Genomic DNA, 20,828 nt, shown 5'->3' on the forward strand with positions numbered 1-20,828 from the left:
CGTTTGGCATAGCCCTCGGACGTGGCGTAAATCAACTCCACGTGCAGGCTGTCGACGATGCCGAGGTAGGCGTCGCAGAACACCTCCAGTTGGTCAGGCTGGGCCCGCGCCCAGGCATATTGCTCCTGGGCGGCGTGCTGGAAGTACTGGCGGATCTTGGCCAGGTAGGCCTCGAACCCCACGGTGATGACAGGGCGGATAGACGCCGGTGGAAAGTAGGCCGTGCGCAATAAAAAGCGCAGGTGCGCCGACCCTTCATAACGCCCGATCAGCCGCTCAAGGTGCAGGTACCCGGGCACGCTGCTGCGCTCGCCCTCCTCCTCAAAACAACCGGCGATGTACTGGCGCTCATGGTCCAGGGCAATCTCGAACACCGTCTGGTACAGCGCATCCTTGCTGACAAAGTGAGCGTAGAGCGAGGCCTTGCGCATGCCCGCGCGGACCGCGATTTCATTAAGGGACGAGGCGTCATAACCCAGGTCGGCAAAATGTTCGACCGCCATCGCGCAAATATTGGCGGCTGAAGGGGTGAGTGGTTTTTTCACAGAGGATTCCCTGACTCATTGAAATAAGGCTCAGTGCCCGGCCATCGATTTGGAGGCGAGCGCAGCGTTGCGCGTCGCCCACCCGGTCAGCCCCCAGACCACCAGGGCCGACAGCAGCAAGAGTACCGCCCAATCGAGCAAACCGCTTTCCACCGCCGCACCGGCCAAGGGCGTGGCCGACGAAGAAATCATCAACTGCAAGGCCCCGAGCAATGCTGCGGTGGACCCCAGTGCCCGCTCCTGGGACGCCATGGCCAGCGCCATCAGTGTCGATTCACACAGGCCGAGCCCGAACAGGCTGAGGACCACGCCAGCCACCACGGCGCCCAGGGGCGCGGCCATCATGGCAGAAACCAGGGTCAATGCCGCGCCCAACAGCATGCACGCGGCGCCGAGCTGGGACAGCGTGCCGAGGCCAAAACGGCTGACCAGCCGCCCCGCGCTGATGGCGCCGAGCAGGATCGCCACCCCAGAGCCGCCGAACACGTAGCCGAAGCTGGACGCCGACAAACCGAAATGGGCCTGATAAACCAATGCCGCACCGCCGATGTAAGCGAAAAGGAAGAAGAACACCGCCGCCACCGCCAGGGCTGGGCGCAGAAAGCCGGGATCGGCCGCGATGTGTTTGTAGGTGCGGGCGATGGCCCGTGGCTGGAACGACAGACGCTTCTCCGGGGCCAGGGTTTCCTTCAGCACCAGGAAGGAATTGAGCCATACCGCCGCGCCCAGGGCCGCCAGCACCAGCATGATTGCGCGCCAGCCGAAGTGCACACTCAAAAAGCCGCCCAGGGCGGGGGCGATCACCGGCGCCAGGCCTTCAATAGTCATCAGCAAGGCGAAGATCTGCGCCGCCCGTGCGCCTTCGGCGACATCCCGCACCATGCTCATGATCACCACCAGCGTCAGGGCGCTGCCCAGGCCCTGGACAAAACGCGCCAGCAACAGCCACTCCAGGCTCGGCGCGACTGCCGCCAGCAAGGAGCTGAGGATGAACACCAGCAGGCCCACCAGCAATGGCCGACGCCGGCCCAGGGTATCGACCACCGGCCCGAACAGCAGTTGCCCCGCGCCCATGGCCAGCAGGAACACGGTCAGGGTCAGTTGCACCTGGGTATAGGAGCGGGCGTACTCCTGGGCGATGTCCGGAAGGCTCGCCAAATACATATCGACGGCTGAAGGGCCCAGGGCGCCGATCACGGCGAGTGAGGCGGCAAAGCGCAGGTGGGATTGGGTACCGCTGGCTGAAAAAGTCATGAATGTTCCTGAAGCCTGAAAAAAACAACCTACCGACAGGTAGGTAGCCAGCCAAGCTTATCTGCCGGCCTATCCCAGGTCAATTCATTAACAGGTTAACCAACCGCGCCAACCCAGAGCACAACGGCCTCAAAGCCCCCCTCAAAGCTGGCTCAACAGCCGCGGCAAGCCCGCCAGCACCGTCAACAGGTGATCACGCTGTTCGCCGCTCAAGGCGATGTAGCGCCGAAACGCCGGCATGCGGTTGACCACCTCGCTACCGCCCATGTGCTCGAGGCGCACCTGCCACTCGCACCCGCTCAACTCGATGCTCAGGCGCTTGAAGTCGAGCAGCATCAGCGCTTGATGCAGCGTGCTGTCGTGCTCCAGCCCGGCCTGGAGCCGGGTCAGCAGCGCCGGTTTCCCGGTGCGTTGCCGGTAGCCCAGCCCGGTGCGGCGAAGGGCGCCGCGGTGATGCAGTTCAAAGCGCGCGTTGCCCTCCTCCGAGGTGCTGGCCGTGACCCTGAACTCGGTCATCACCAGGTGCATCAGCAACTGCGATTCGGTGCGTTCGACCAGTTCCACCCGCACGCCAGGTGCTGGCAGAACCAACTCGCCCGGGCCGGCCTGTGGTGGTAAAACTCGCCAGGCCCAGGTTGCGCCGTAGGTACTCAAGCGTGACCCCGGGCCGATAGCCGGATGGGGCCCGCTGGGCGCTGAACGCTTCAGACAGTTTTTGCCGCAGCATTGAGATAACCGTGCTCAAGGTTGCCAGGCTCATGGGAAAACTCCTTGGCCAGCACTTCTTCTACCGAAGCCGGCTTGAATGGATTGACCTTCTGTACCACCAGCGTCCAGAACAACGCGTAGGTGGCGGTGATCCCGAGCATCACCCCGAACGGCACGTAGATATCGGCAGGGTTCATGCCCGGTGGGGTGATGAACCACATGCCCAGCAAGATGCCGACACTGGAGAGAATCTGCGGCAACGGGAAGAACGGCGAGCGGTAGGCCCGTGGCAGATCGGGGCGACGAATGCGCAGGATCACCACCGACAGCGTGACCAGCAGGTAGGAGAAACTCCAGGCACACACGGCGGCCAGCACCAGGTGCATGATGTTGTCGGTATTGCCCCCCAGCCACAGCGCGTAAAGGCACGGAATCAGCATCGCCACCAGAATGCACAGCAGCGGCGTCTTGAAGCGCGGGTGCAGGTAGGTGAAGACCTTGGGCAGCGCGCCGTCCACGGCCATGCCGTAGAGAATCCGCGGCACACCGGCCATCAGCGTGTTGATGGTCGCCGCCCCGGCAAACAGAAAGCCCAGGCCCAGCCACATCGGGCCGATATGCCCCATGACCTGCTCGGCAAACTTGGGAATGGCCATTGGCGTGTCGAGCAAATGCACGCCGGTGGCGGCGTCCAGCAGCACGTTCTCGACCTGGCGTTTCATCGCTGCGCCGTAGATAAACATGCAGGTGGCCACGCTCAACAGGCCGAGGATCATGGCCTTGGGCATGACCTTGGCTGAGTTGCGCAGGTCCGGCGCCAGCGGGGTGACGAACTCGCAGCCGACGAACATGAACATGGCCATGCCCACCAGCGACAGAATGGTGATCAGGTCGGTGCCCACCAGCGACACGCCGAACCAGCCTTCAAGTTCCACCGCCGGGGCCGCGATCAGCCCCAGCACGCCAAACACCATCAAGGTGGTCCACATGCCGAAGGTCAGGATGATCTCCGCCTTGCCAAAGGCGCTGACGCCAAAGGCATTGAGAATGCCGAACACCACGACAAAGCCCACCCCCAGCAGCCAGGAACCGCCGGCCGACTCCGCCAGGGTGTTCAGGTGTTCGAAGTTCACCAAGGCCATGACCCCGGAGAGGATGGTTTCCGCGGTGCCGGCAAACACGTGCACGATCAGGTACGCCGACAGGGTGCCGGTGATCGCGAAGAAACGCCCCATGCCGCAGTTGATGTAGTCGTAGACCGAGCCGGTGGTCGGCAGGATCGACGCCGCCTCAGCGAAGGTGCTGGCCTGGGCCAGCATCATCACCACCGCAATCAACATGGCCACCGCGAAGGCGCTGCCGCCAATGCCGAAGCCCATGGTCGCGGTCAGGATCACCGGGCTGGCCATGATCAAACCGATGGTGCTGGCTAACGCGGTGGGAAAACCAACTGACCCCCTTTTCAAATGCTCGGTGAGACGGTCATTGATCGACATGGTGCGGATCCTCGAAAGCGGATTTCTCAGTGGATGTATCGAGCCGTTCAATGAGCCGGCAATGGCGCCGGGCCCAAGCGGTTCCTGATCGGAACGACATCGTGTTCAGGGTCACTGTGCGCCCCTGTCACCCTGAGCGTCTTGCCCATGGCTGCCGCCGGTTTTGTTACTGCCTGCCAAGTCTGCGCGTAGCGCCGGCAGGAGCAATCACTCGGCGCCCCGCAGCGGCAAGCCTAGTGCCGGTCCGGCCCGTGCTGATGCAGCATCGTCTGAATCTGCTGGGTGGCGTGGCGGGTGCTTTCCGCCAGCTTGCGCACCTCATCGGCCACCACAGAAAAGCCGCGCCCGACCTCCCCGGCCCTGGCCGCTTCGATGGCGGCGTTCAAGGCCAGCAGGTTGGTCTGGTCGGCAATGCCCTTGATCACACTGACCACGGTGGCGATCTGGCCGTAGGTCGCCTGATTCTGCTCCAGCAGTTGTTGGTGGGTGATCTTCGCGGAGTGTTCATCGCTGATGTCGCGGACCGCGCCGATCACCCGGGTCAGGCGCCCCTGCGGATCACGCACTGCCCGCCCCCGCTCCCGGCACCAGATATAGCCACGGGTCTTGTGGCGCATCCGGTACTCGAACACGTATTCGCCGCTGCCGTGGCTGGCGAGAATCTCCCGTTCAAAAATCGCCATGATCTTCGGCAAATCGTCCGGGTGGGTGATGCTGACTTGCGCGTCCCAGCCATCGGGCAGCTCATGGGCGGCATAGCCCATCAGTTGGCGGAACTGATTGAAGATGCGCATTTGGCTGGCCGGGTCTTGCAGGTCGCCGTTGACCACGGTGATGTCCCAGCAGCCTTCGGTCAGGGTCGATTGCAGCAGCGCCCAGATCTGCGCCTCCTGCTGATGCTGGTGGGACAGCGCCCGCTGCTGGCTCAACTCGACGTCCAGGGCCTGCTCACTGAGCCGACGCTGCGCCAGTTCCAGTTGCAGCGCTTGTATTGCCTGCTCGCTGCGCTGCAACTGTACGGTTTGCTCGCGGACGGCGGCCTGAGCCTCCAGGCGTTGCCGGGCGTCTTGCGCCTGCTGCTGCGCCCACTGCCGCAGGCAACCCTGCAAGGGCGGAAAAGCCTCCAGCGCTGGCGCATCCAAGGCCCCACCGGCCAGCCAGGGCTCAAGGATGGCGGCGAGTTCGTGCAGCTGTTTATTTTTCCGGAAGAACATCAGCCAGCCCTTTGTTCAGCGAGTCGAGGCCCTCGATCTGATCGCAAATCGCCAGCGAATACTTGTTCCAGGCTGCTGGGCGGCTTGCTCCTGCCTGCCAAGCTGCACTGCAAGCGGCTGTACCAGCGCGTACTGGCAGCCACAGACATAAGCCCCGGCAGCCACAGTCAAGCCGCCGCGGAACGAGCGGCTTAACCTCGGGCTTTTCTTTGTTCGCTAACTGGAAAAGCCCATGAGCGATATTTCGTTACTGCCCAGCGTTGAAGCCTTCCTCAGCCGCCGCCACGCCTTGTTCATCGACGGCGCCTACGTCCAGAGCCATTCCAACGAAACCCTGGAGGTCATCAACCCGGCCACCGGCAAGGTCATTGCCCAGGTCGCCGACGCCGACCCGGCCGACATCGATGCGGCGGTGGAATCGGCCGGCCGGGGCTTCAAACACTGGTCCCAGGTCGCCCCCGCCGTGCGGGGCAATGTGCTGCTGAAACTGGCTGACCTGCTGGAGCAGCACCGCGAGGAACTGGCCCAGATCGAAACGTGCCAGTCAGGCAAGATCATCCAGATTTCACGCGCCTTCGAAGTGGACCAGGCCGCCCACTTCCTGCGTTATTACGCCGGCTGGGCCACCAAGATCAGCGGCCAGACTATTACCCCGTCGCTGCCGTCTTTCGCCGGCGAGCGCTACACCGCCTTCACCTTGCGCGAACCGGTCGGGGTGGTGGTGGGCATCGTGCCGTGGAATTTCTCGACCATGATCGCCATCTGGAAACTCGCCTCGGCGCTGGTGACCGGCTGCAGCATCATCATCAAGCCCAGTGAGTTCACCCCGCTGACCATCCTGCGCATCGCCGAACTGGCCATCGAAGCCGGTCTGCCGGCCGGCGCCTTGAACGTCTTGACCGGTGGCGGCGCGGTGGGCAAAGGCTTGATCGAGCACCCGGGCACCGACAAGGTCTCGTTCACCGGTTCGGTGCCCACCGGGATTGCGGTCGGCCGCAGTGCCATGGGCGCCGGCCTGACCCGCGCGACCCTGGAACTGGGCGGCAAAAACTCCGCCGGGTTCCTGCGCGATGTCGACCTGGACAAAGCGGTCAACGGCATCATCGAAGCCGGCTTCCTGCACTCCGGACAAATCTGCGCCGCCGCCGAACGCTTCTTCGTCCACCGCTCGCAGATCGACCCGGTGATGGACACGCTCAGCCAGCGCCTGAGCGCACTGAACATCGGCTCGCCACTGGATGAGCGCACCGAGTTCGGCCCGGTGACCAACCGCCAGCACCAGTTGAAGCTGGAAGGGTTCTTCGCCAAGGCCCGTGCCGAAAACAACCGCATCATCCACGGCGGCCACCTGATTGACCGCCCGGGCTGCTACGTCGAGCCCACGGTGATTCTCGCCAACAGCGTCAACGACACCCTGCTCAACGAAGAAACCTTTGGACCGATCGCCACCTTCTTCCCCTACGACAGCGAAGACGAGTTGCTGGAACTGATGAACAACACGCCCTATGGCTTGAGCGCCAGCCTCTGGACCAACGACCTGAGCAAGGCGCTGCGCATGGTGCCGGCCATCAACGCGGGCACCGTGTGGGTGAACATGCACACGATGCTGGACCCGGCCGTGCCCTTCGGCGGCAATAAATCCTCGGGGGTCGGCCGCGAGTTTGGCAGTGCTTTTATCGATGACTACACCGAACTGAAGTCGGTGATGATTCGCTACTGATCGCGGTGGAGTAAGGGGGGATGGGAAACGATTGTCCCCCCTGTTACTGGACGGCGCGGTGCAGAGCATGCGAACGCTGTATGACGTTTTGTCCGGCCATCTGTGTCTAACACTGTTTTTTTCAGCGCCCTACTATCGGCTGCGTCATCCCGTTGCAGGCCTCGGAAAGGGCAAAAACCGTTGTGCATTGATGTACCGGGGCTGGCCATTCGTTATCTGTCGCTTGAGGAGTTAGACGATGCCCGAGTTATCCACCCTGCTTGCCTACGGCCTGATCTCCCTCGGCATGGTGCTGACGCCCGGCCCGAACATGATCTATCTGATCTCGCGGTCGATCTGCCAGGGGCCCATGGCCGGGCTGATTTCCCTGGGCGGCGTGGCCTTGGGTTTTCTCATCTACATGCTGTGCGCCGCCTTGGGCATTACCGCCCTGCTCCTGGCAGTGCCCTATGCCTATGACGCCTTGCGCCTGGGCGGCGCGCTCTACCTGCTGTATCTGGCCTGGCAGGCCGTCAAGCCCGGAGCCCGCTCGGCGTTCCAGGTACGCGACTTGCCCCAGGACAGCCCGCGCAAGCTGTTCATGATGGGGTTGGTCACCAACCTGCTGAACCCCAAGGTCGCCGTGATGTACTTGTCGCTGCTGCCCCAGTTCATCACCCCCACCGGCCATGGCTCGGTGCTGGCGCAATCGCTGGTGCTGGGCTTTACCCAGATTACGATCAGCGTCAGCGTCAACGCGCTGATCGCCATCATGGCGGGTTCCATCGCCGCCTTTCTCGCCAGCCGCCCCCTGTGGCAGAGCGTGCAACGCTGGCTGATGGCTACGGTCCTCGCCGGCTTGGCGGTGCGCATGGCGTTCGAAGGGCGGCGGTGAGGCGGGCTGGGGGCATTCAGCTTCGGCTTACCAGTCCTGGCGGGTCGGCGAAATAATCAGGTCGTTGACGGTGACGTTGGCCGGCTGGTTCAAGGCATAGACCACGGCCTGCCCAATGTCCTCGGGGGCGATGGCGATCTTGTTCAACTCCTGGGCGGCCTTGCGCCCAGCCGGGTCGCTGACCTTGTCTGCCCAGCCGGTGTTGATCACGCCCGGGCTGATGGTGTTGACGCGAATGCCGTGCTGCACGCCCAGTTCCTTGCGCATCGACTCCGTCATGGCCTGAACGAAGAACTTGGTGGCGCTGTAGACGCCAGCACACGGCCCTACCTGGTGACCGGCCACGGAATCCATGTTCAGAATCTGCCCCGCCTGTTGCTTCAGCATCAACGGCAGCACCGCCGCGATGCCGTTCAGGTAGCCCTTGATGTTGACGTTGATCATCTTTTCCCAGTCATCGACCGCCAGGTCTGCCCAGCTGGAAAACAGCATCAGGCCGGCGTTGTTGATCAGGATGTCAACCGAGCCAAAGGCGTCTTGAGCGAACTGCGCCAGGGCCCGCATATCCTCCAGGTCGGTGACATCACTGACCCGGCCCAGCGCTTCGCCGCCATTGGCGTTCAACTCGCTGACGATGGCGTCCAGGCCTTCCTGGTCCAAGGCGGCTGCAACGATGCGAACGCCTTTCGCCGACAGTGCCCGTGCCGATGCAGCACCCAGGCCGGACGATGCGCCGGTGATGATGGCGGTCTTGTTTTGCAGGTAGTTCATGGAGGTTTCTCTCGACAGTGACTGCCCGCTCTTGTCGGGCAGTGATGGGTGATCGCGGATGATCAGGGAGGCTCAGTAATGGCCGACAGGCCAGTCGGTATAGCCCTTGGCACCGCCGCCGTAATACGACTCGCGCGGAGCAATGGTCAGTTCTGCACCCCGCCGCAGGCGCTCCACCAGGTCGGGGTTAGAGATGAACAGACGACCGAAGGCAACGGCGTCGATCTTGCCCTGCGCACGCCGCTCGATGGCCATTTCCAGGTCGTAGTTGTTGTTGCCGATGAAGGGGCCGGTGAACTGCGCGCTGAGGGCGTCCATGTCCACACCGGCGGGGACCTCGCGGGAGGTGGCGGTCGCCCCTTCGACGAAGTGCAGGTAAGCCAGATCGAGGGCGTTCAACTGCTGGATGAGGTAGCCATGCAAGGCCATGACATTGCTGTCCGGCGGCGTGTTGCCGGCGTCCGGTGTGACGGGCGACAAGCGAATGCCGACGCGTTCAGGGCCCCAGATCTGGACGATCGCTTCGGTCACTTCCAGGGTGAGCCGCGCGCGATTCTCGATCGAACCGCCGTAGTGGTCGGTGCGCTGGTTGGTGGAATCGCGCAGGAATTGGTCCAGCAGATAGCTGTTGGCCGAGTGCACCTCCACACCATCAAAACCCGCACGTTTGGCATTCTCGGCAGCACGCTTGTACTGCTCGATGATCCCCGGGATCTCATCGGTCTCAAGTGCTCGCGGCATCGACACAGGCACAAACCCCTTGGTGGTGTAGGTCTCGCCCTCGGCCTGGATCGCCGACGGCGCGACCGGTGCGGCGCCGTTGGGCTGTAACTCGACGCTGGAGAAGCGCCCCACGTGCCACAACTGGCTGACGATCTTGCCGCCGGCGGCGTGCACGGCGTCGGTCACTGTCTTCCAACCGGCCACCTGCTCATCGCTCCAGATACCCGGAGTCGCGGCATAACCCCGCCCTTGTGGCGAGATGTTGGTGGCCTCGGCAACGATCAGCCCGGCGCTGGCCCGTTGGGCGTAGTACTCGGCGTGCAGTTCATTGGGAATGCCATCCTCGGCGTAACGGCTGCGGGTGACAGGCGCCATCACGATGCGGTTGGCAAGTTCCATGGCCCCCAGGGCGATGGGGGTAAACAAATCGGTGCGGTTACTGTTGTCAGTCATGCTGAACCTGAATTAAATAGACCAGTCGTCTAGTGAAGTGATAAATAAAAAAGGCCTACGACAAGAGCCGTTTGGCCATGGTCAGGGCGTGGTCGAAAGCAACCTTGTCTTGGCCGATTTTTTTCATCAACGAGGCTCCAAGCCAAAGCTGATAAAGGGATTGCGCCAGCAGCGAGTCGGGAATGGTGCAGGTGATCGATCCGTCAACCCGACCCTGCCCGATGCCGCGTTCGAGCCGGGCCATGACCGCCTGGGTGCCCTTGTCGAGCACCTGGCGCATGGCTTCGGACAGGTCGCACACCTCAGCGCCCAATTTGACCACCAGGCATTTGTCCGTCGGCGAATCTGAGCATTGGGTTTGCGCCCAGTACTGGAAGTACCCGAGCAACCTTTCTGCAGCGGGCGCCGGGCCAGCCAACAGGGTGTCGACCGTCGCCAAGTAGTCGGAAAAGTACTGCTCCAGCAGTGCCTGGCCAAATTCGTCCTTGGATTTGAAGTAGTGGTAGAACGAGCCCTTGGGGACTTCGGCAGCGCCCAGCACTTCCGCCAGACCGACGCTGGTATAGCCTTTGCGCGTCATCAAGGTCCTGGCGACAGCAAGCAGATGTTGGCGGGTTTCAGTGCGGTATTTTTTCATAAGGTGGCTAGCCTAGATAAAATTAGACCAGTCGTCTAGTAAATATTTGAAGGGTCTAAAACAGCGTCTCTCACAGCCCCTTCCTGCCGCGCCGATGACGCCTGCTTTCGGCGAACCTTGATGAGCCCGCCTCGAAGCCCCCTTGGAAAGCCTGGGGGCACCGAGCCTCAGGGGCGGCGCCGCTAATGCGCCTGCAGCCTGGCCGGGAAGGCCTGTTCGTTGAGTTTTTCCATCACCAATGCAATGAACGCCGAGACCGCCAGCGGCAAATGTTGTCGACTGGGGTAAAGCACATGCAAGCCATAACCCGCGCGGTAGTAATCGGGTAGCAAAGAGACCAGGCGCCCAGCCTGCAGATCCATCTGGCTCATGGCCGACGGCAGCAAGGCAATGCCCAACCCCGCCAACGTCGCCCGCCGCAAGGCCTGGGCGGTGTTGCCATTGAAACGGCTAGTGATCTGCACGTCTTGCTCGACACCGTCGAGCCCACTGAGACGCCAGGTGGTGATCCCGCTGGGGTGCCCGAAACTCACAGCGTCATGATTGCCCAGGTCCTCCAGCCTCATGGGCACACCGCGTTTTTCGAGGTACTGAGGACTGGCGACCAGGCCCTCGTTACCGGCCGCGATCAGTTGCCGACCGACGTACCCCGAGTCTTGCAAGATGCCGCCTCGGAACGCGATATCAATCCGATCGGCGATCAAGTCGGCACGGGCATCACTGAGCACGAAGTCCAACTGCACCCGTGGGTGCGCCTGCAGAAAGTCGGCCACCCACTGCATCGGAAAAAAATCAAAGAAGTCGGCCATCGCCGCAATGCGCACCACGCCACTGGGCTCCTGGTTTGCCGTCATCAACTGTTGCCCGGCACCAAATAGGCCGTCCACCGCCCCGCAGCACTGGTCATGAAAGACCTGGCCTGCATGGGTCAGGGTGAGCTTGCGCGTGGAGCGCTGCAGCAACCGTGTGCCGAGCTGCGCCTCGAGTTGTTGAACCCGCCTGCTCAGGGTGTTGGAGGGCATTCCCAGTTGCCGCGCCGCTTGCGCGAAGCTGCCATTGCGCACCACCTGGACAAACAGAGCGACGTCATTCAGGTCCAGCATCCCAGCCCCTTAACTTCGTTTATTGGATCAGTTCACTCCAATTATGCCATCTAATAAGGCAATCCGAAGGGGCCTATCCTTCACCCATCGCGCCGTTGACCCTCCACTCCCCGGAACACGCCATGACCCCTCCTCCCCCCTGATCGGCATTGTCATCGGTTCGAGTCATGAGGCTCGCTTCGGTGAAAAACACGAGCGGTGGATCCACGAGATCGCCAAACAGCGCACTGATCTGGCCCAAGCCGCCAATGGGCTGCTCGACGACATGGCCAGGTTGGCCCAGGCCCTCAAAACCCCGAGAAAACAATCATGACCGCTACCGTCGCCAAGCTGCACCGCGCCATTGTCCATCGTACCCAAGGCAGTACCCATGGCCCGATCACGCGACTGGTGAGCCCGGGCGACCTGGGTGAACGGCTCAAGCCCTTTATCTTTCTTGATATTTTCAGTTTGAACGCCAGTCGCGGTCGGTCGAATTTCGGCATGCACCCGCACTCCGGGATCGCCACCGTCACCTTCATGAGCAAGGGCGATGTCGCCTATGAAGACACCACCGGCGCGGCCGGTGTGTTGCGGGCCGGAGGGGTCGAGTGGATGCGTGCGGGCAATGGGGTCTGGCATGACGCGACACTGACCAACCAGTCCTCGATACAAGGGTTCCAGCTGTGGGTGGCGCTCCCGCCGGCACTGGAAAACGCCCCTGCGCAGAGTGTCTACCTGGCGCCCGACCAGGTTCCCACTGCCGGCCCCGCCCGGGTGCTGCTGGGGCGCTACGAGGCCGCGCAAAGCCCGATTGAAGCGCCAAGCGATCTGAATTATCTCGCGGTTGACTTGAAGGACGGCGAGCACTGGCGATACACCCCGCCATCCGGTCATCGCGTTGCCTGGCTCGCGGTCAGTGCGGGACGGCTGGATGCCGGAAACCTGATTGAGACCGGCGAACTCGCGGTGTTCGAAGAGTCCGAGCGACCCATCGATTTGCGGGCACTGGGCGGCTGCTCATTCGTCATCGGCTCGGCGGTGAAGCACCCCCACGACCTGGTGACGGGGCATTACTCGGTGCACACCAGCAAGGCGGCCCTGGCCCAGGGTGAAAGGGAAATCCAGCGCATCGGCGCTCGCCTGCAACAACAAGGGCGACTGGGCTGAAGCCGCCTCGATAGCTTGCAAAAAGCCTTTTGCCGCCCCCACTCATTCCTACCCACCGTATTGAGAGACACCATGACCACCAGCCATCTCGAACTGCTTTTGTCCCCGACGCAGATCGGCAGCCTGCCCCTGAAAAACCGCATGATCATGGCCCCGCTGACCCGAAGCCGGGCCGGTGCGGGCGATGTGCCAACACCCAGCGTGGTCGAGTACTACCGGCAACGTGCAAGTGCCGGCCTGATCATTACCGAGGGCTCGCAAATATCCGCCCAAGGCAAAGGCTATATGAGGACACCAGGCATTTTTACCCACGAGCAGGTCGCCGGTTGGCAGCAGGTGACCGACGCTGTCCATGCACAAGGCGGACGGATATTCCTCCAGCTCTGGCACGTCGGGCGCCTGTCCCACTCTCTGGTGCAACTCAATCACAACCTGCCGGTGGCCCCGTCAGCGATCAAGGCCGATGGCGAGATTTACACACCCGAAGGATTGAAACCCTACGAGTTGCCACGGGCGCTGGAGCTCGATGAAATTCCCGGAGTGATCGCTGACTTTCGCCAAGCGGCCGAACATGCGAAACGCGCTGGGTTCGACGGCGTAGAAATCCACGGCGCCAACGGTTACCTGATCGACCAGTTCCTACGCGACGGCACCAATGCCCGAACCGATCTCTACGGCGGCCCTGTCGAGCATCGCGCTCGGTTTCTCAAGGAGGTCGTCGAGTCGGTTATCGAGGTGTTTGGTGCCAGCCGTGTGGGGGTTCGCTTGTCGCCGATCTTCAGTTACTTCTCCATGAGCGACAGCGATCCCCAGGCGACTTTCAATCACGTGGCGAACATGCTCAGCCGCTATGGGCTGGCCTACCTTCACGTGGTGGAACTGGGTGCAGAGCCCTTCAACTTCAGCGAAATGAAGTCCCGCTTCGATGGCACCTACATCGCCAATGGCGGCTACGACGCAGAACGTGCAGGGGCTGCGCTCGCCTCGGGTGAAGCGGACCTGGTGTCGTTTGGCAGCGCTTTCCTGGCCAACCCAGACCTGGTGGAGCGATTCCGACGCGGCGCGCCCCTCAACCAGGCCGATCCGAGCACGTTCTACCAAGGTGAAGAGCGCGGTTACACCGACTATCCCACCCTGGCACACAGCCAATAATCCTGGCCCGGTTATCCCAGCGTTTCCAACTCATCGAGCAGCTCAGGCGCCAGCACCAGTTCGCTGGCGCAGAGGTTCTCACGCAGGTGCGCCACCGAGGAAGTGCCGGGGATCAACAGGATATTGGGCGCCCGTTGCAGCAGCCAGGCCAATGCCACGCGCAAGGGGGAAGCGCCGACGCGCGTGGCTACGCTCGACAGCGTTTGCGACTGCAGCGGTGTGAAACCACCCAACGGAAAGAACGGTACATAGGCAATGCCCTGCCGGCCCAGCTCGGCAATAAGGCGTTCGTCATTGCGATGGGACAGGTTGTAGTGGTTCTGCACACAGACAATGTCAGCGATCCCCTGGGCCTGCTGGATCTGCGAGGGCGTGACATTGCTTACGCCCAGGTGACGAATCAGGCCCTGGCTTTGCAATTGTGCAAGCGTGCTGAAGGCCTCTTCGATGGAGCCCTCGGTGGGAAACACCTGGTCACCCATGGCCCGGAGGTTCACCACATCCAGAACCTCGACACCCAGATTGCGCAGGTTGTCATGCACCGCACGGGTCAACTCGGCCGGGCTCTGCGCGGGATTCCAGGCACCGTCAGCGCCGCGCTGAGCACCGACCTTGGTCACGATCACCAGGTTGTCAGGGTACGGGTGCAACGCTTGCCGAATCACTTGGTTCGTCACATGAGGGCCGTAAAAGTCGGAGGTATCAATGTGGTTCACGCCTGCTTCCAATGCTTCACGCAGTACGGCGATGGCCGCTTTCGGGTCTTTGGGAGGGCCGAAAGCGTTAGGCCCGGCCAGCTGCATCGCCCCGTAGCCCATCCGATTGACTGGACGATCGCCCAAAAGGAACGAACCTGCGTTGGTCACTTTGCTCATGTTCTTAACCTCGATCAGATGATGTGTAGCGCACTATAGGCGTTGACCACTTCAGTGATAATCAGGTGCAATCGGCACGGGTTGTACGGCAGAGAGAACAATGAACACCCACATTCAAGACGTGCTGGCCTTCATATCGGTAGTCAATGCAGGGGGCTTCCGCGAGGGGGCCAAGACCTCCGGCAGATCCGCCTCCAGCCTCAGTGATGCGGTGCGCCGCCTGGAGGCCGGGCTCGGCGTACGACTACTCAACCGCACCACCCGCAGCGTGGCGGCAACTGAAGCGGGCATGCGACTGATGGAGCGCATCGTGCCGGCCCTGGGCGAAGTCGAGTCGGCCCTAGATGTGGTCAACGACTTCCGCGATCGCCCCTCGGGCACCCTCAAGCTGAATGTGCCCGCCAGTGCCGCAAGGCTGGTGCTGCCATCGATCATCACCCCCTTCCTGCAGAAGTACCCCGACATCACCCTGGAGGTGATAATTGAAGAGAGCTTCGTCGACATGCTCAGCGCCGGCTGTGACGCTGGCATTCGCTACGATGAACGGCTTGAGCAAGACATGATTGCGGTCCCCATCGGCCCGCGATTTCAACGCTTCGCCACAGCGGCATCACCGGCCTACCTTGACGCCAGGGGTCGGCCCGAGCACCCGCGGGACCTGTTGAACCATGCCTGTTTGCGGGGCAGATTTCCCAGCGGCGCGATGCCGCTCTGGGAATACGAGCGTCGCGGCGAGACTGTCAGCGTGGACCCGACCGGGCCGTTGATTGTCAGAGTGGGAGGCGCCATCGACTTGAACATCCAGGCAGCGGTGGACGGGTTGGGCATTGTCTACCTGTTCGAGGAGTGGCTTCGCCCCTACCTGGACAGCGGCGCCCTTGAGCCCGTGCTGGAACCCTGGTGGCAACGCTTCACCGGGCCATTCCTCTATTACCCCGGCCGCCGCTACCTGCCCTCCCCCTTGAGGGCCTTCGTGGACTTCATCAATGATGCGCGCTGAAACCGATCAATCCCGCTGATTGCATCGGTTGCCACCGCTGTTCTGCACTGTCATTCGCCAGCGCGCAGCAAGCACAACGGTTGCAGCGCCGCACTGGAAAGCGACGGCCGGGCTCCGTGCCTTTTGTGTATCATTCGATTTTCCCGACCATCACCGAGCCGCTTCTTTAGCTGATTGGCCCTGCATCATCGAGGCAACTCACCCATGACCGACCCCTCCTCTGCCTTGCCGGTACGCCCCCGAAAAGGACGCCCGCGCGCCTTTGATCGTGAGCAAGCCCTCTTCAGTGCCCTCGAAGTGTTCTGGAAGCGCGGCTATGAACCGGCCTCTGTGGCGGAGTTGTGCACGGCCATGGGGATCAACCCGCCGAGCCTGTATGCCGCGTTTGGCAATAAATCGAAGCTCTTTCTGGAAGCGGTGAATTATTACGAAGCCCGGTTCTGGGACGCCACCTGGGAACGCATGGACAGCGAGCCCGACCTGTACCGCGCCATTTCCGAGTTTTTCCTCTCTGCCGCAGCGATCGTCACCGAGCCCGAGGCCCCCTGCGGCTGCATGGTGGTCTTGGCGGGCGTCAACGTGTCGGAGAGCGCCCAGGAAATCACCCATGCCCTCAAGGCATTGCGCCAGGAGGGTCGGGATTACTTGCAGCAACGACTCGATCGCGCGGTACGAGATGGGCAGCTGCCACCTCAGATTGACACCCGCATCCTGGCCGCCGCGTTGAATACCTTGCTGGAGGGCATGTCGTTGCAAGCCCACGATGGGCTGAGCCGGCAAACCCTGGAAGGCATCGCCGCCACCGCCGTTGGCATGCTGCCCGCACCCGCCAGCCGATAAGCCAGGAAAGCCCCCCTCGCGCTCCCGCTCGGCGATTAGTCACCGCTCGACCGGTTCCCGGCACCCTGCCTCCCTCTAGAAACGCCCTCAACGGGCCCCGCACCTAGCGGCGGCCTCGATGGCGCTCACCCTCTCTGCCCCTTATCCGCTGTCGTGCCGGTGGCTCATCTGTGTGCGGCTGCCCCTGGGCGAGCAAACGCCTTGACACGATATGTATCGATCACTATAGAATGCGCAACATTCATAGCGACCACTACATATATCGAAAGGCTGATCGACGCGAGCCTGCAATCGGCTCGCTCCTGTTCAGGCTTCGACCCACACCGAGCCCTCAAGGCACCTATTCAAATCAGGAGAAACACCATGAGCAAACCCACCTACGTGCAGGAATACAAGGCCATCGTTGAGGTGCTGAACCACTACAACGAAGGTGGCAAACAGGCCAACAGCCGCTTGATGAAACCGGCGTTCAGCCAGCAGGCCACCATTTTTGGCGTGGATGCCGACGGCCAGTTGACGGGCGGTCCTATCCAGGGCCTGTTCGACATCATCGACAGCGCCTTCCGCCCCTCCCCAGAAGCCCAGGGCGTGATTGTCAACGTCGACATCGTCGGCACGGCCGCCAGTGCTCGCATCGACACCAACGACATCTCCGGCTTCTGCTTCACCGACTTTTTCAACCTGTTGAAGGTGGACGGCCAGTGGACCGTGGTGAGCAAGATCTACCACACCCACGTTGCCCCTTGACCCCCGACGTTACGCCCGCCGGACGCCGATGGCGTCCAGCGCCGCAAGGACCTAGACGATGAGCAAAAACATCAAAGCCGTACCCACCCAGGAATACACCGCGGTTATCGCTGTCGCCCAGCAATATGCCGACAGCCTGAAGACAGGCAGCGCACAAGGGCTGGCCGAGGCCTTTCATCAGGATGCCGTCATGTACGGTTTCACCAATGGCCAACTTCTGGGCGGCCCGATCACTAACCTGTTCGCCTTCGTCGAGACCCATGGCAAGGCACCGGACATCAGCACCCGCCTCGACGTGCTGGCCATCACCCCCACCACCGCCGTGGTACGGGTGGACATGGAAAATGATGCCATCGGCGCCGACTACAACGATTACCTGACGCTGATCAAAATCGACGGTCGCTGGCAAGTCATCGCCAAGGTCTACCACCAGTTCGAAGGCTGACGGACCTGCACCGGTTCGCTTGCGCGGGCCGGTGTTACAGCGTCGCTCGGCCAGGAGATTTCATGAACAACGTTTTTATCCTCGGCGGTGCGGGCAAAATCGCCCGGCGCCTTGCTCCACAACGGGTGGCCCGCGGTCACCAGCCTCGCTCGCTGTACCGCCATTCGTCACAGGCCCAGGAGCTTGAGGCCCAGGGCGACACTCCGGTTGGTGAGGCAATTCAGCGATTGGCTCGCGATTGAACATCAAAACGAACAAGGAGCGAACCGTGAAATTGCTGTTGATCGGTGCCAGTGGATGGGTTGGGCGCCATGTTCTGGAGCTGGCGCTGGCGGACCCACGGGTCAGCGTTGTGTACGCCCCGACACGCCGGGCATTGGCGCACCATCCGAAACTCATCGCGCCCATCACGGACTTCCAGCGCCTGGATCATCAGGCCCCCTGGTGGCACGTCGATGCGCTGATCTGCACCCTGGGTACGACCTTGAAAGCTGCGGGCTCCAGGCCGGCGTTCAGGCAAGTCGATCATGACTACCCGCTGGCCGTCGCCCAACTGGCACGCCGCCGTGGTACGCCGACCTATGTGCTCAATTCAGCCATCGGCGCCGACGCCCAATCGCGGTTCTTTTACAACCGGGTCAAAGGCGAGCTGGAGCGGGAACTGGCGCAGGTGGGTTTTGACTCCCTGACCTATGTCCGGCCCGGCGTCATCGGTGGCCGGCGTGAAGAAGTCCGGCCTGGCGAGCGCGTGCTGGTGGCCTGCCTGAAGTGGGCCGGCCCCTTGCTACCTCGACGGTGGCGCCTGAATCCGCCCTTGGTCATCGCCCGCGCCTTGCTGGAGGCCGCCATTGCTCAAGCCCCCGGCACTCGGGTGGTGACGTCCGAGCGCCTGGTCCAGAGCGCCTCGTAAACGCCTCGCCCTCCCCTGCATACACCTGAACATCACCCAAGATTGAGGTTTTAAACCATGGCAAACGTTGAGTACTGCGCCCTCATTGAGGCCGACGCCGCTCGTGTCTGGAATGTTCTGAAGCAATTCGGCCAGATCAGCCAATGGCACCCCGCGATCCCCGAAAGCTTCATTGAAGATGGCCAGCCAGACGGCCTGGTCGGCTGCATTCGGCGATTGACCTTGCAAGACGGTGCGATTCTGCGTGAAAAACTGCTGGCCGTTGATGAAACCAATCTGCTGTTCTCCTACCGCTTTGAAGAAGCACCGCTGCCCGTGGACAACTACGTGGCCCGCGTGAAGTTGATTCCACTGACAGGGAAAAACCAGACGCTCATCCAGTGGTCGGCACGTTTCGATACCCGCCACCCCGACCCTCAGGGCGAGCAGGCTGCCGGTATTCAATCGCTGATCGAGGGCGGCCACCAAAGCCTTCAACGCTACCTCAACGACAACCTGGCGGCGTAAGCCCATCGCCCCGGACACAGAGGTGTGACCGGGGCGTTGGACTCAAGGCTGTGACAGAAGACGGCGACTCATTTGCGTCGCGACGTCAAAGGGCTGCGGGGTTCTGCTGAGTTTGACCAGCAGGGAGGCACCTAACCACATCTGGTAAAGCGCCGCGGCCAGGGTGGCTGCATCGGCGGTTGCCGCGATAGACCCGTCCACCTTCCCCTGCTCGACACAACGGGTGATCCGCTGGACGATCAGGGCGGTGCCTTTTTCGAGCACGGCACGCATGTTCTCGGACAGATCACACACTTCGGCCCCTAGCTTGACCACCAGGCATTTCTGGTCAGTGTGATCAAACGCCTGGGTGTCGGCCCAGTAACGCAGGTAGCTCAGCAGCCGCTCCGCACCCGCCCCCTCGCCGACCAGCAGCGAATCGACCCGCGCGATGTAGTCCTGGAAATACTCGTCCAGCAGCGCTTGGCCAAACTCGTCCTTGGAGCGGAAGTAGTGATAGAAGGAGCCCTTGGGCACGCCTGCGGCAGACAGGATTTCGGTCAGCCCGACAGCCGTGTAGCCCTTGTGGGTCATGAGCGACCGGGCAACATCGATGATGTGCTGGCGCATGTCGTTGAGGGGTCTTTTCATAGTGCGCGGCATGCTAGCAAAAAATCGATCCATCGTCTGGCTGCTCCCTCAAGCAGCCCTCGCACACACGGCGTGTCTCGGAGCCCGGCCCGACCGGCGTCATATCCCAGCCCATTACAAAAAAAATAAATATATCCATGCCCAGAACACAATTAATATTTGCCAATGATTAAAGAACTGAAAACATTCATCGCCGTGGCGAGAGAAGGCACCTTTGCGGCTGCCGGCAGCAAGATTGGCCTGACCCAGGCCGCCGTCAGTGCCCAAATGCAGCGCCTTGAGGCGGAGCTTGGGGTCGAACTGTTCGATCGCAAAGGACGTTCCGCCCACCTGAACCGAATGGGCCATCAGGTTCTGCTGCAGGGGCAGGAGCTGGTCCGTCAGTTCAGCAATCTCGGCACTACCACCGTGGGGCTGCCCGCCAGTGTCCTGGTCACCATTGGCGCCATTGCCTCTGTGCAGCGCTCCTTCCTGCCCGACGCCCTCGCGCACTTTCAGCAGCAGTGCCCGGAATGCCGCAGCCGCGTGATCCCTGGGCTCTCCATGGAGTTGGTCAACCAGGTGGATGCCGGCGAGATCGACATGGCGGCAATTATTCGCCCGCCGTTTTCACTGCAAAGCGACCTGCGTTGGACAACCTTGGCGCGTGAGCCCTACCGACTCATTGTGCCGGTCGATATGCCGGGGGATGACTGGTCGGAACTGGTTTCCAGCCAGCCCTTCATCCGCTACGACCGCTCGTCTTTCGGTGGCCGGCAGGTGGATCGCTTCCTGCGCCAAACCCACGTGTCGTTGCGCGAGGTCTGCGAACTCGATGAGCTGGACGCAATCATCAAGCTGGTCGCCAATGGCGTCGGCGTGGCATTGGTCCCTGAAACCGCCACGCATCAGGGATGGCCTCCTGAAGTACGCGTGCTGGACTTGAAGCAACGGACCTTCCACCGCGATATCGGCCTGGTGCATCGCGCACGCAGAAGCCTGACGGAACCGGTGAAGGTGCTGGCCCAGTTGATGACCGAGCAGGTGCAGAAAAAGCAGTAGAACAGCGCTGGGCGCTCATCGAGGGGAACGCGTC

21 protein-coding genes and 3 pseudogenes are annotated in these 20,828 nt (G+C 62.2%); 12 read left to right on the forward strand and 12 right to left on the reverse strand.

The genetic code is table 11. The annotated features are described in order from the left end of the window. The 6 genes and pseudogenes from M1B34_RS25250 to M1B34_RS33785 form a co-directional block, all read right to left on the reverse strand. Nucleotides 1-503 (reverse strand): helix-turn-helix domain-containing protein (locus tag M1B34_RS25250; protein WP_279653456.1); only part of this gene is annotated, 503 nt, incomplete at its 3' end. Nucleotides 504-575: 72 nt separating this feature from the next. Continuing rightward, nucleotides 576-1,799, reverse strand: coding sequence for a multidrug effflux MFS transporter (locus M1B34_RS25255; RefSeq protein WP_268266540.1), 1,224 nt, complete (start codon nt 1,797-1,799; stop codon nt 576-578). Between the two features lie 141 nt (nt 1,800-1,940). Next, nucleotides 1,941-2,559 (reverse strand): annotated as a pseudogene (locus tag M1B34_RS25260) (DUF3156 family protein). After that, a complete protein-coding gene (locus M1B34_RS25265; RefSeq protein ID WP_268266541.1) occupies nt 2,504-4,003 on the reverse strand; it encodes an APC family permease in 1,500 nt (499 codons plus the stop codon). The pseudogene M1B34_RS25260 and the gene M1B34_RS25265 overlap by 56 nt, the downstream one beginning before the upstream one ends. A 254-nt stretch (nt 4,004-4,257) precedes the next feature. Beyond that, nucleotides 4,258-4,476, reverse strand: a pseudogene (locus M1B34_RS34170) (methyl-accepting chemotaxis protein); the annotation flags it as partial. 81 nt (nt 4,477-4,557) lie between these two features. Then, nucleotides 4,558-5,217: pseudogene (locus M1B34_RS33785) on the reverse strand (PAS domain-containing protein); the annotation flags it as partial. Nucleotides 5,218-5,449: 232 nt separating this feature from the next. Here M1B34_RS33785 and M1B34_RS25280 point away from each other — a divergent pair. Next, nucleotides 5,450-6,937: an aldehyde dehydrogenase family protein gene (locus tag M1B34_RS25280; protein ID WP_268266542.1), complete on the forward strand. Its 1,488-nt coding sequence runs from the start codon at nt 5,450-5,452 to the stop codon at nt 6,935-6,937. Between the two features lie 238 nt (nt 6,938-7,175). Continuing rightward, a complete protein-coding gene (locus M1B34_RS25285; RefSeq protein ID WP_123334060.1) occupies nt 7,176-7,811 on the forward strand; it encodes a LysE family translocator in 636 nt (211 codons plus the stop codon). Nucleotides 7,812-7,838: 27 nt separating this feature from the next. On the opposite strand, the gene M1B34_RS25290 is transcribed toward M1B34_RS25285, so the two are convergent. From M1B34_RS25290 to M1B34_RS25305, 4 genes are all read right to left on the reverse strand, one after another. After that, nucleotides 7,839-8,582 carry an SDR family oxidoreductase gene (locus M1B34_RS25290; protein WP_268266543.1) on the reverse strand — a complete coding sequence of 248 codons (744 nt, stop codon included), beginning with the start codon at nt 8,580-8,582 and terminating at the stop codon, nt 7,839-7,841. A gap of 72 nt (nt 8,583-8,654) precedes the next feature. After that, on the reverse strand, nt 8,655-9,758 hold the full coding sequence (locus M1B34_RS25295) for an alkene reductase (RefSeq protein ID WP_268266544.1): 1,104 nt from the start codon (nt 9,756-9,758) through the stop codon (nt 8,655-8,657). A gap of 55 nt (nt 9,759-9,813) precedes the next feature. After that, nucleotides 9,814-10,395 (reverse strand): TetR/AcrR family transcriptional regulator, encoded by a 582-nt coding sequence (locus M1B34_RS25300; protein WP_268266545.1) that lies wholly within the window; start codon nt 10,393-10,395, stop codon nt 9,814-9,816. Between the two features lie 182 nt (nt 10,396-10,577). Beyond that, nucleotides 10,578-11,498, reverse strand: a complete 921-nt coding sequence (locus M1B34_RS25305; protein ID WP_268266546.1) for a LysR family transcriptional regulator — start codon at nt 11,496-11,498, stop codon at nt 10,578-10,580. Nucleotides 11,499-11,807: 309 nt separating this feature from the next. Between M1B34_RS25305 and M1B34_RS25310 the strand changes: the two genes are divergently transcribed. Together M1B34_RS25310 and M1B34_RS25315 are read left to right on the forward strand one after the other, a co-directional pair. Beyond that, nucleotides 11,808-12,647 carry a pirin family protein gene (locus M1B34_RS25310; RefSeq protein WP_268266547.1) on the forward strand — a complete coding sequence of 280 codons (840 nt, stop codon included), beginning with the start codon at nt 11,808-11,810 and terminating at the stop codon, nt 12,645-12,647. 72 nt (nt 12,648-12,719) lie between these two features. Continuing rightward, nucleotides 12,720-13,799, forward strand: a complete 1,080-nt coding sequence (locus M1B34_RS25315) for an alkene reductase (RefSeq protein ID WP_268266548.1) — start codon at nt 12,720-12,722, stop codon at nt 13,797-13,799. A gap of 11 nt (nt 13,800-13,810) precedes the next feature. Here M1B34_RS25315 and M1B34_RS25320 read toward each other — a convergent pair whose 3' ends face one another. Beyond that, a complete protein-coding gene (locus M1B34_RS25320) occupies nt 13,811-14,674 on the reverse strand; it encodes an aldo/keto reductase family oxidoreductase (protein WP_268266549.1) in 864 nt (287 codons plus the stop codon). A 100-nt stretch (nt 14,675-14,774) separates the two neighbouring features. Here M1B34_RS25320 and M1B34_RS25325 point away from each other — a divergent pair, with 100 nt between their 5' ends. The 7 genes from M1B34_RS25325 to M1B34_RS25355 all read left to right on the forward strand — a co-directional run bounded on the left by M1B34_RS25325 (nt 14,775) and on the right by M1B34_RS25355 (nt 19,123). Beyond that, nucleotides 14,775-15,674: a LysR family transcriptional regulator gene (locus M1B34_RS25325; protein WP_268266550.1), complete on the forward strand. Its 900-nt coding sequence runs from the start codon at nt 14,775-14,777 to the stop codon at nt 15,672-15,674. 204 nt (nt 15,675-15,878) lie between these two features. Further along, on the forward strand, nt 15,879-16,514 hold the full coding sequence (locus M1B34_RS25330) for a TetR/AcrR family transcriptional regulator (RefSeq protein WP_268266551.1): 636 nt from the start codon (nt 15,879-15,881) through the stop codon (nt 16,512-16,514). Between the two features lie 363 nt (nt 16,515-16,877). After that, complete coding sequence (locus tag M1B34_RS25335; protein WP_268262367.1) at nt 16,878-17,261, forward strand: nuclear transport factor 2 family protein; 384 nt, start codon at nt 16,878-16,880, stop codon at nt 17,259-17,261. A 58-nt stretch (nt 17,262-17,319) separates the two neighbouring features. After that, nucleotides 17,320-17,706 (forward strand): nuclear transport factor 2 family protein, encoded by a 387-nt coding sequence (locus tag M1B34_RS25340; protein ID WP_268266552.1) that lies wholly within the window; start codon nt 17,320-17,322, stop codon nt 17,704-17,706. 62 nt (nt 17,707-17,768) lie between these two features. Further along, entirely contained in the window at nt 17,769-17,948 is a 180-nt protein-coding gene (locus tag M1B34_RS25345) for a Rossmann-fold NAD(P)-binding domain-containing protein (protein ID WP_268266553.1), read from the forward strand. A gap of 26 nt (nt 17,949-17,974) precedes the next feature. Further along, on the forward strand, nt 17,975-18,616 hold the full coding sequence (locus M1B34_RS25350; protein WP_268266554.1) for a Rossmann-fold NAD(P)-binding domain-containing protein: 642 nt from the start codon (nt 17,975-17,977) through the stop codon (nt 18,614-18,616). A gap of 57 nt (nt 18,617-18,673) precedes the next feature. Continuing rightward, entirely contained in the window at nt 18,674-19,123 is a 450-nt protein-coding gene (locus tag M1B34_RS25355; protein WP_268266555.1) for an SRPBCC family protein, read from the forward strand. Between the two features lie 42 nt (nt 19,124-19,165). On the opposite strand, the gene M1B34_RS25360 is transcribed toward M1B34_RS25355, so the two are convergent. Next, complete coding sequence (locus tag M1B34_RS25360) at nt 19,166-19,753, reverse strand: TetR/AcrR family transcriptional regulator (protein WP_268266608.1); 588 nt, start codon at nt 19,751-19,753, stop codon at nt 19,166-19,168. A gap of 165 nt (nt 19,754-19,918) precedes the next feature. Here M1B34_RS25360 and M1B34_RS25365 point away from each other — a divergent pair, with 165 nt between their 5' ends. Next, nucleotides 19,919-20,794, forward strand: coding sequence for a LysR family transcriptional regulator (locus M1B34_RS25365; protein WP_268266556.1), 876 nt, complete (start codon nt 19,919-19,921; stop codon nt 20,792-20,794). The last annotated feature ends 34 nt before the right edge of the window (nt 20,795-20,828 follow it).

Source organism: Pseudomonas morbosilactucae (assembly GCF_023241715.1).
GTDB lineage: Bacteria > Pseudomonadota > Gammaproteobacteria > Pseudomonadales > Pseudomonadaceae > Aquipseudomonas > Aquipseudomonas morbosilactucae.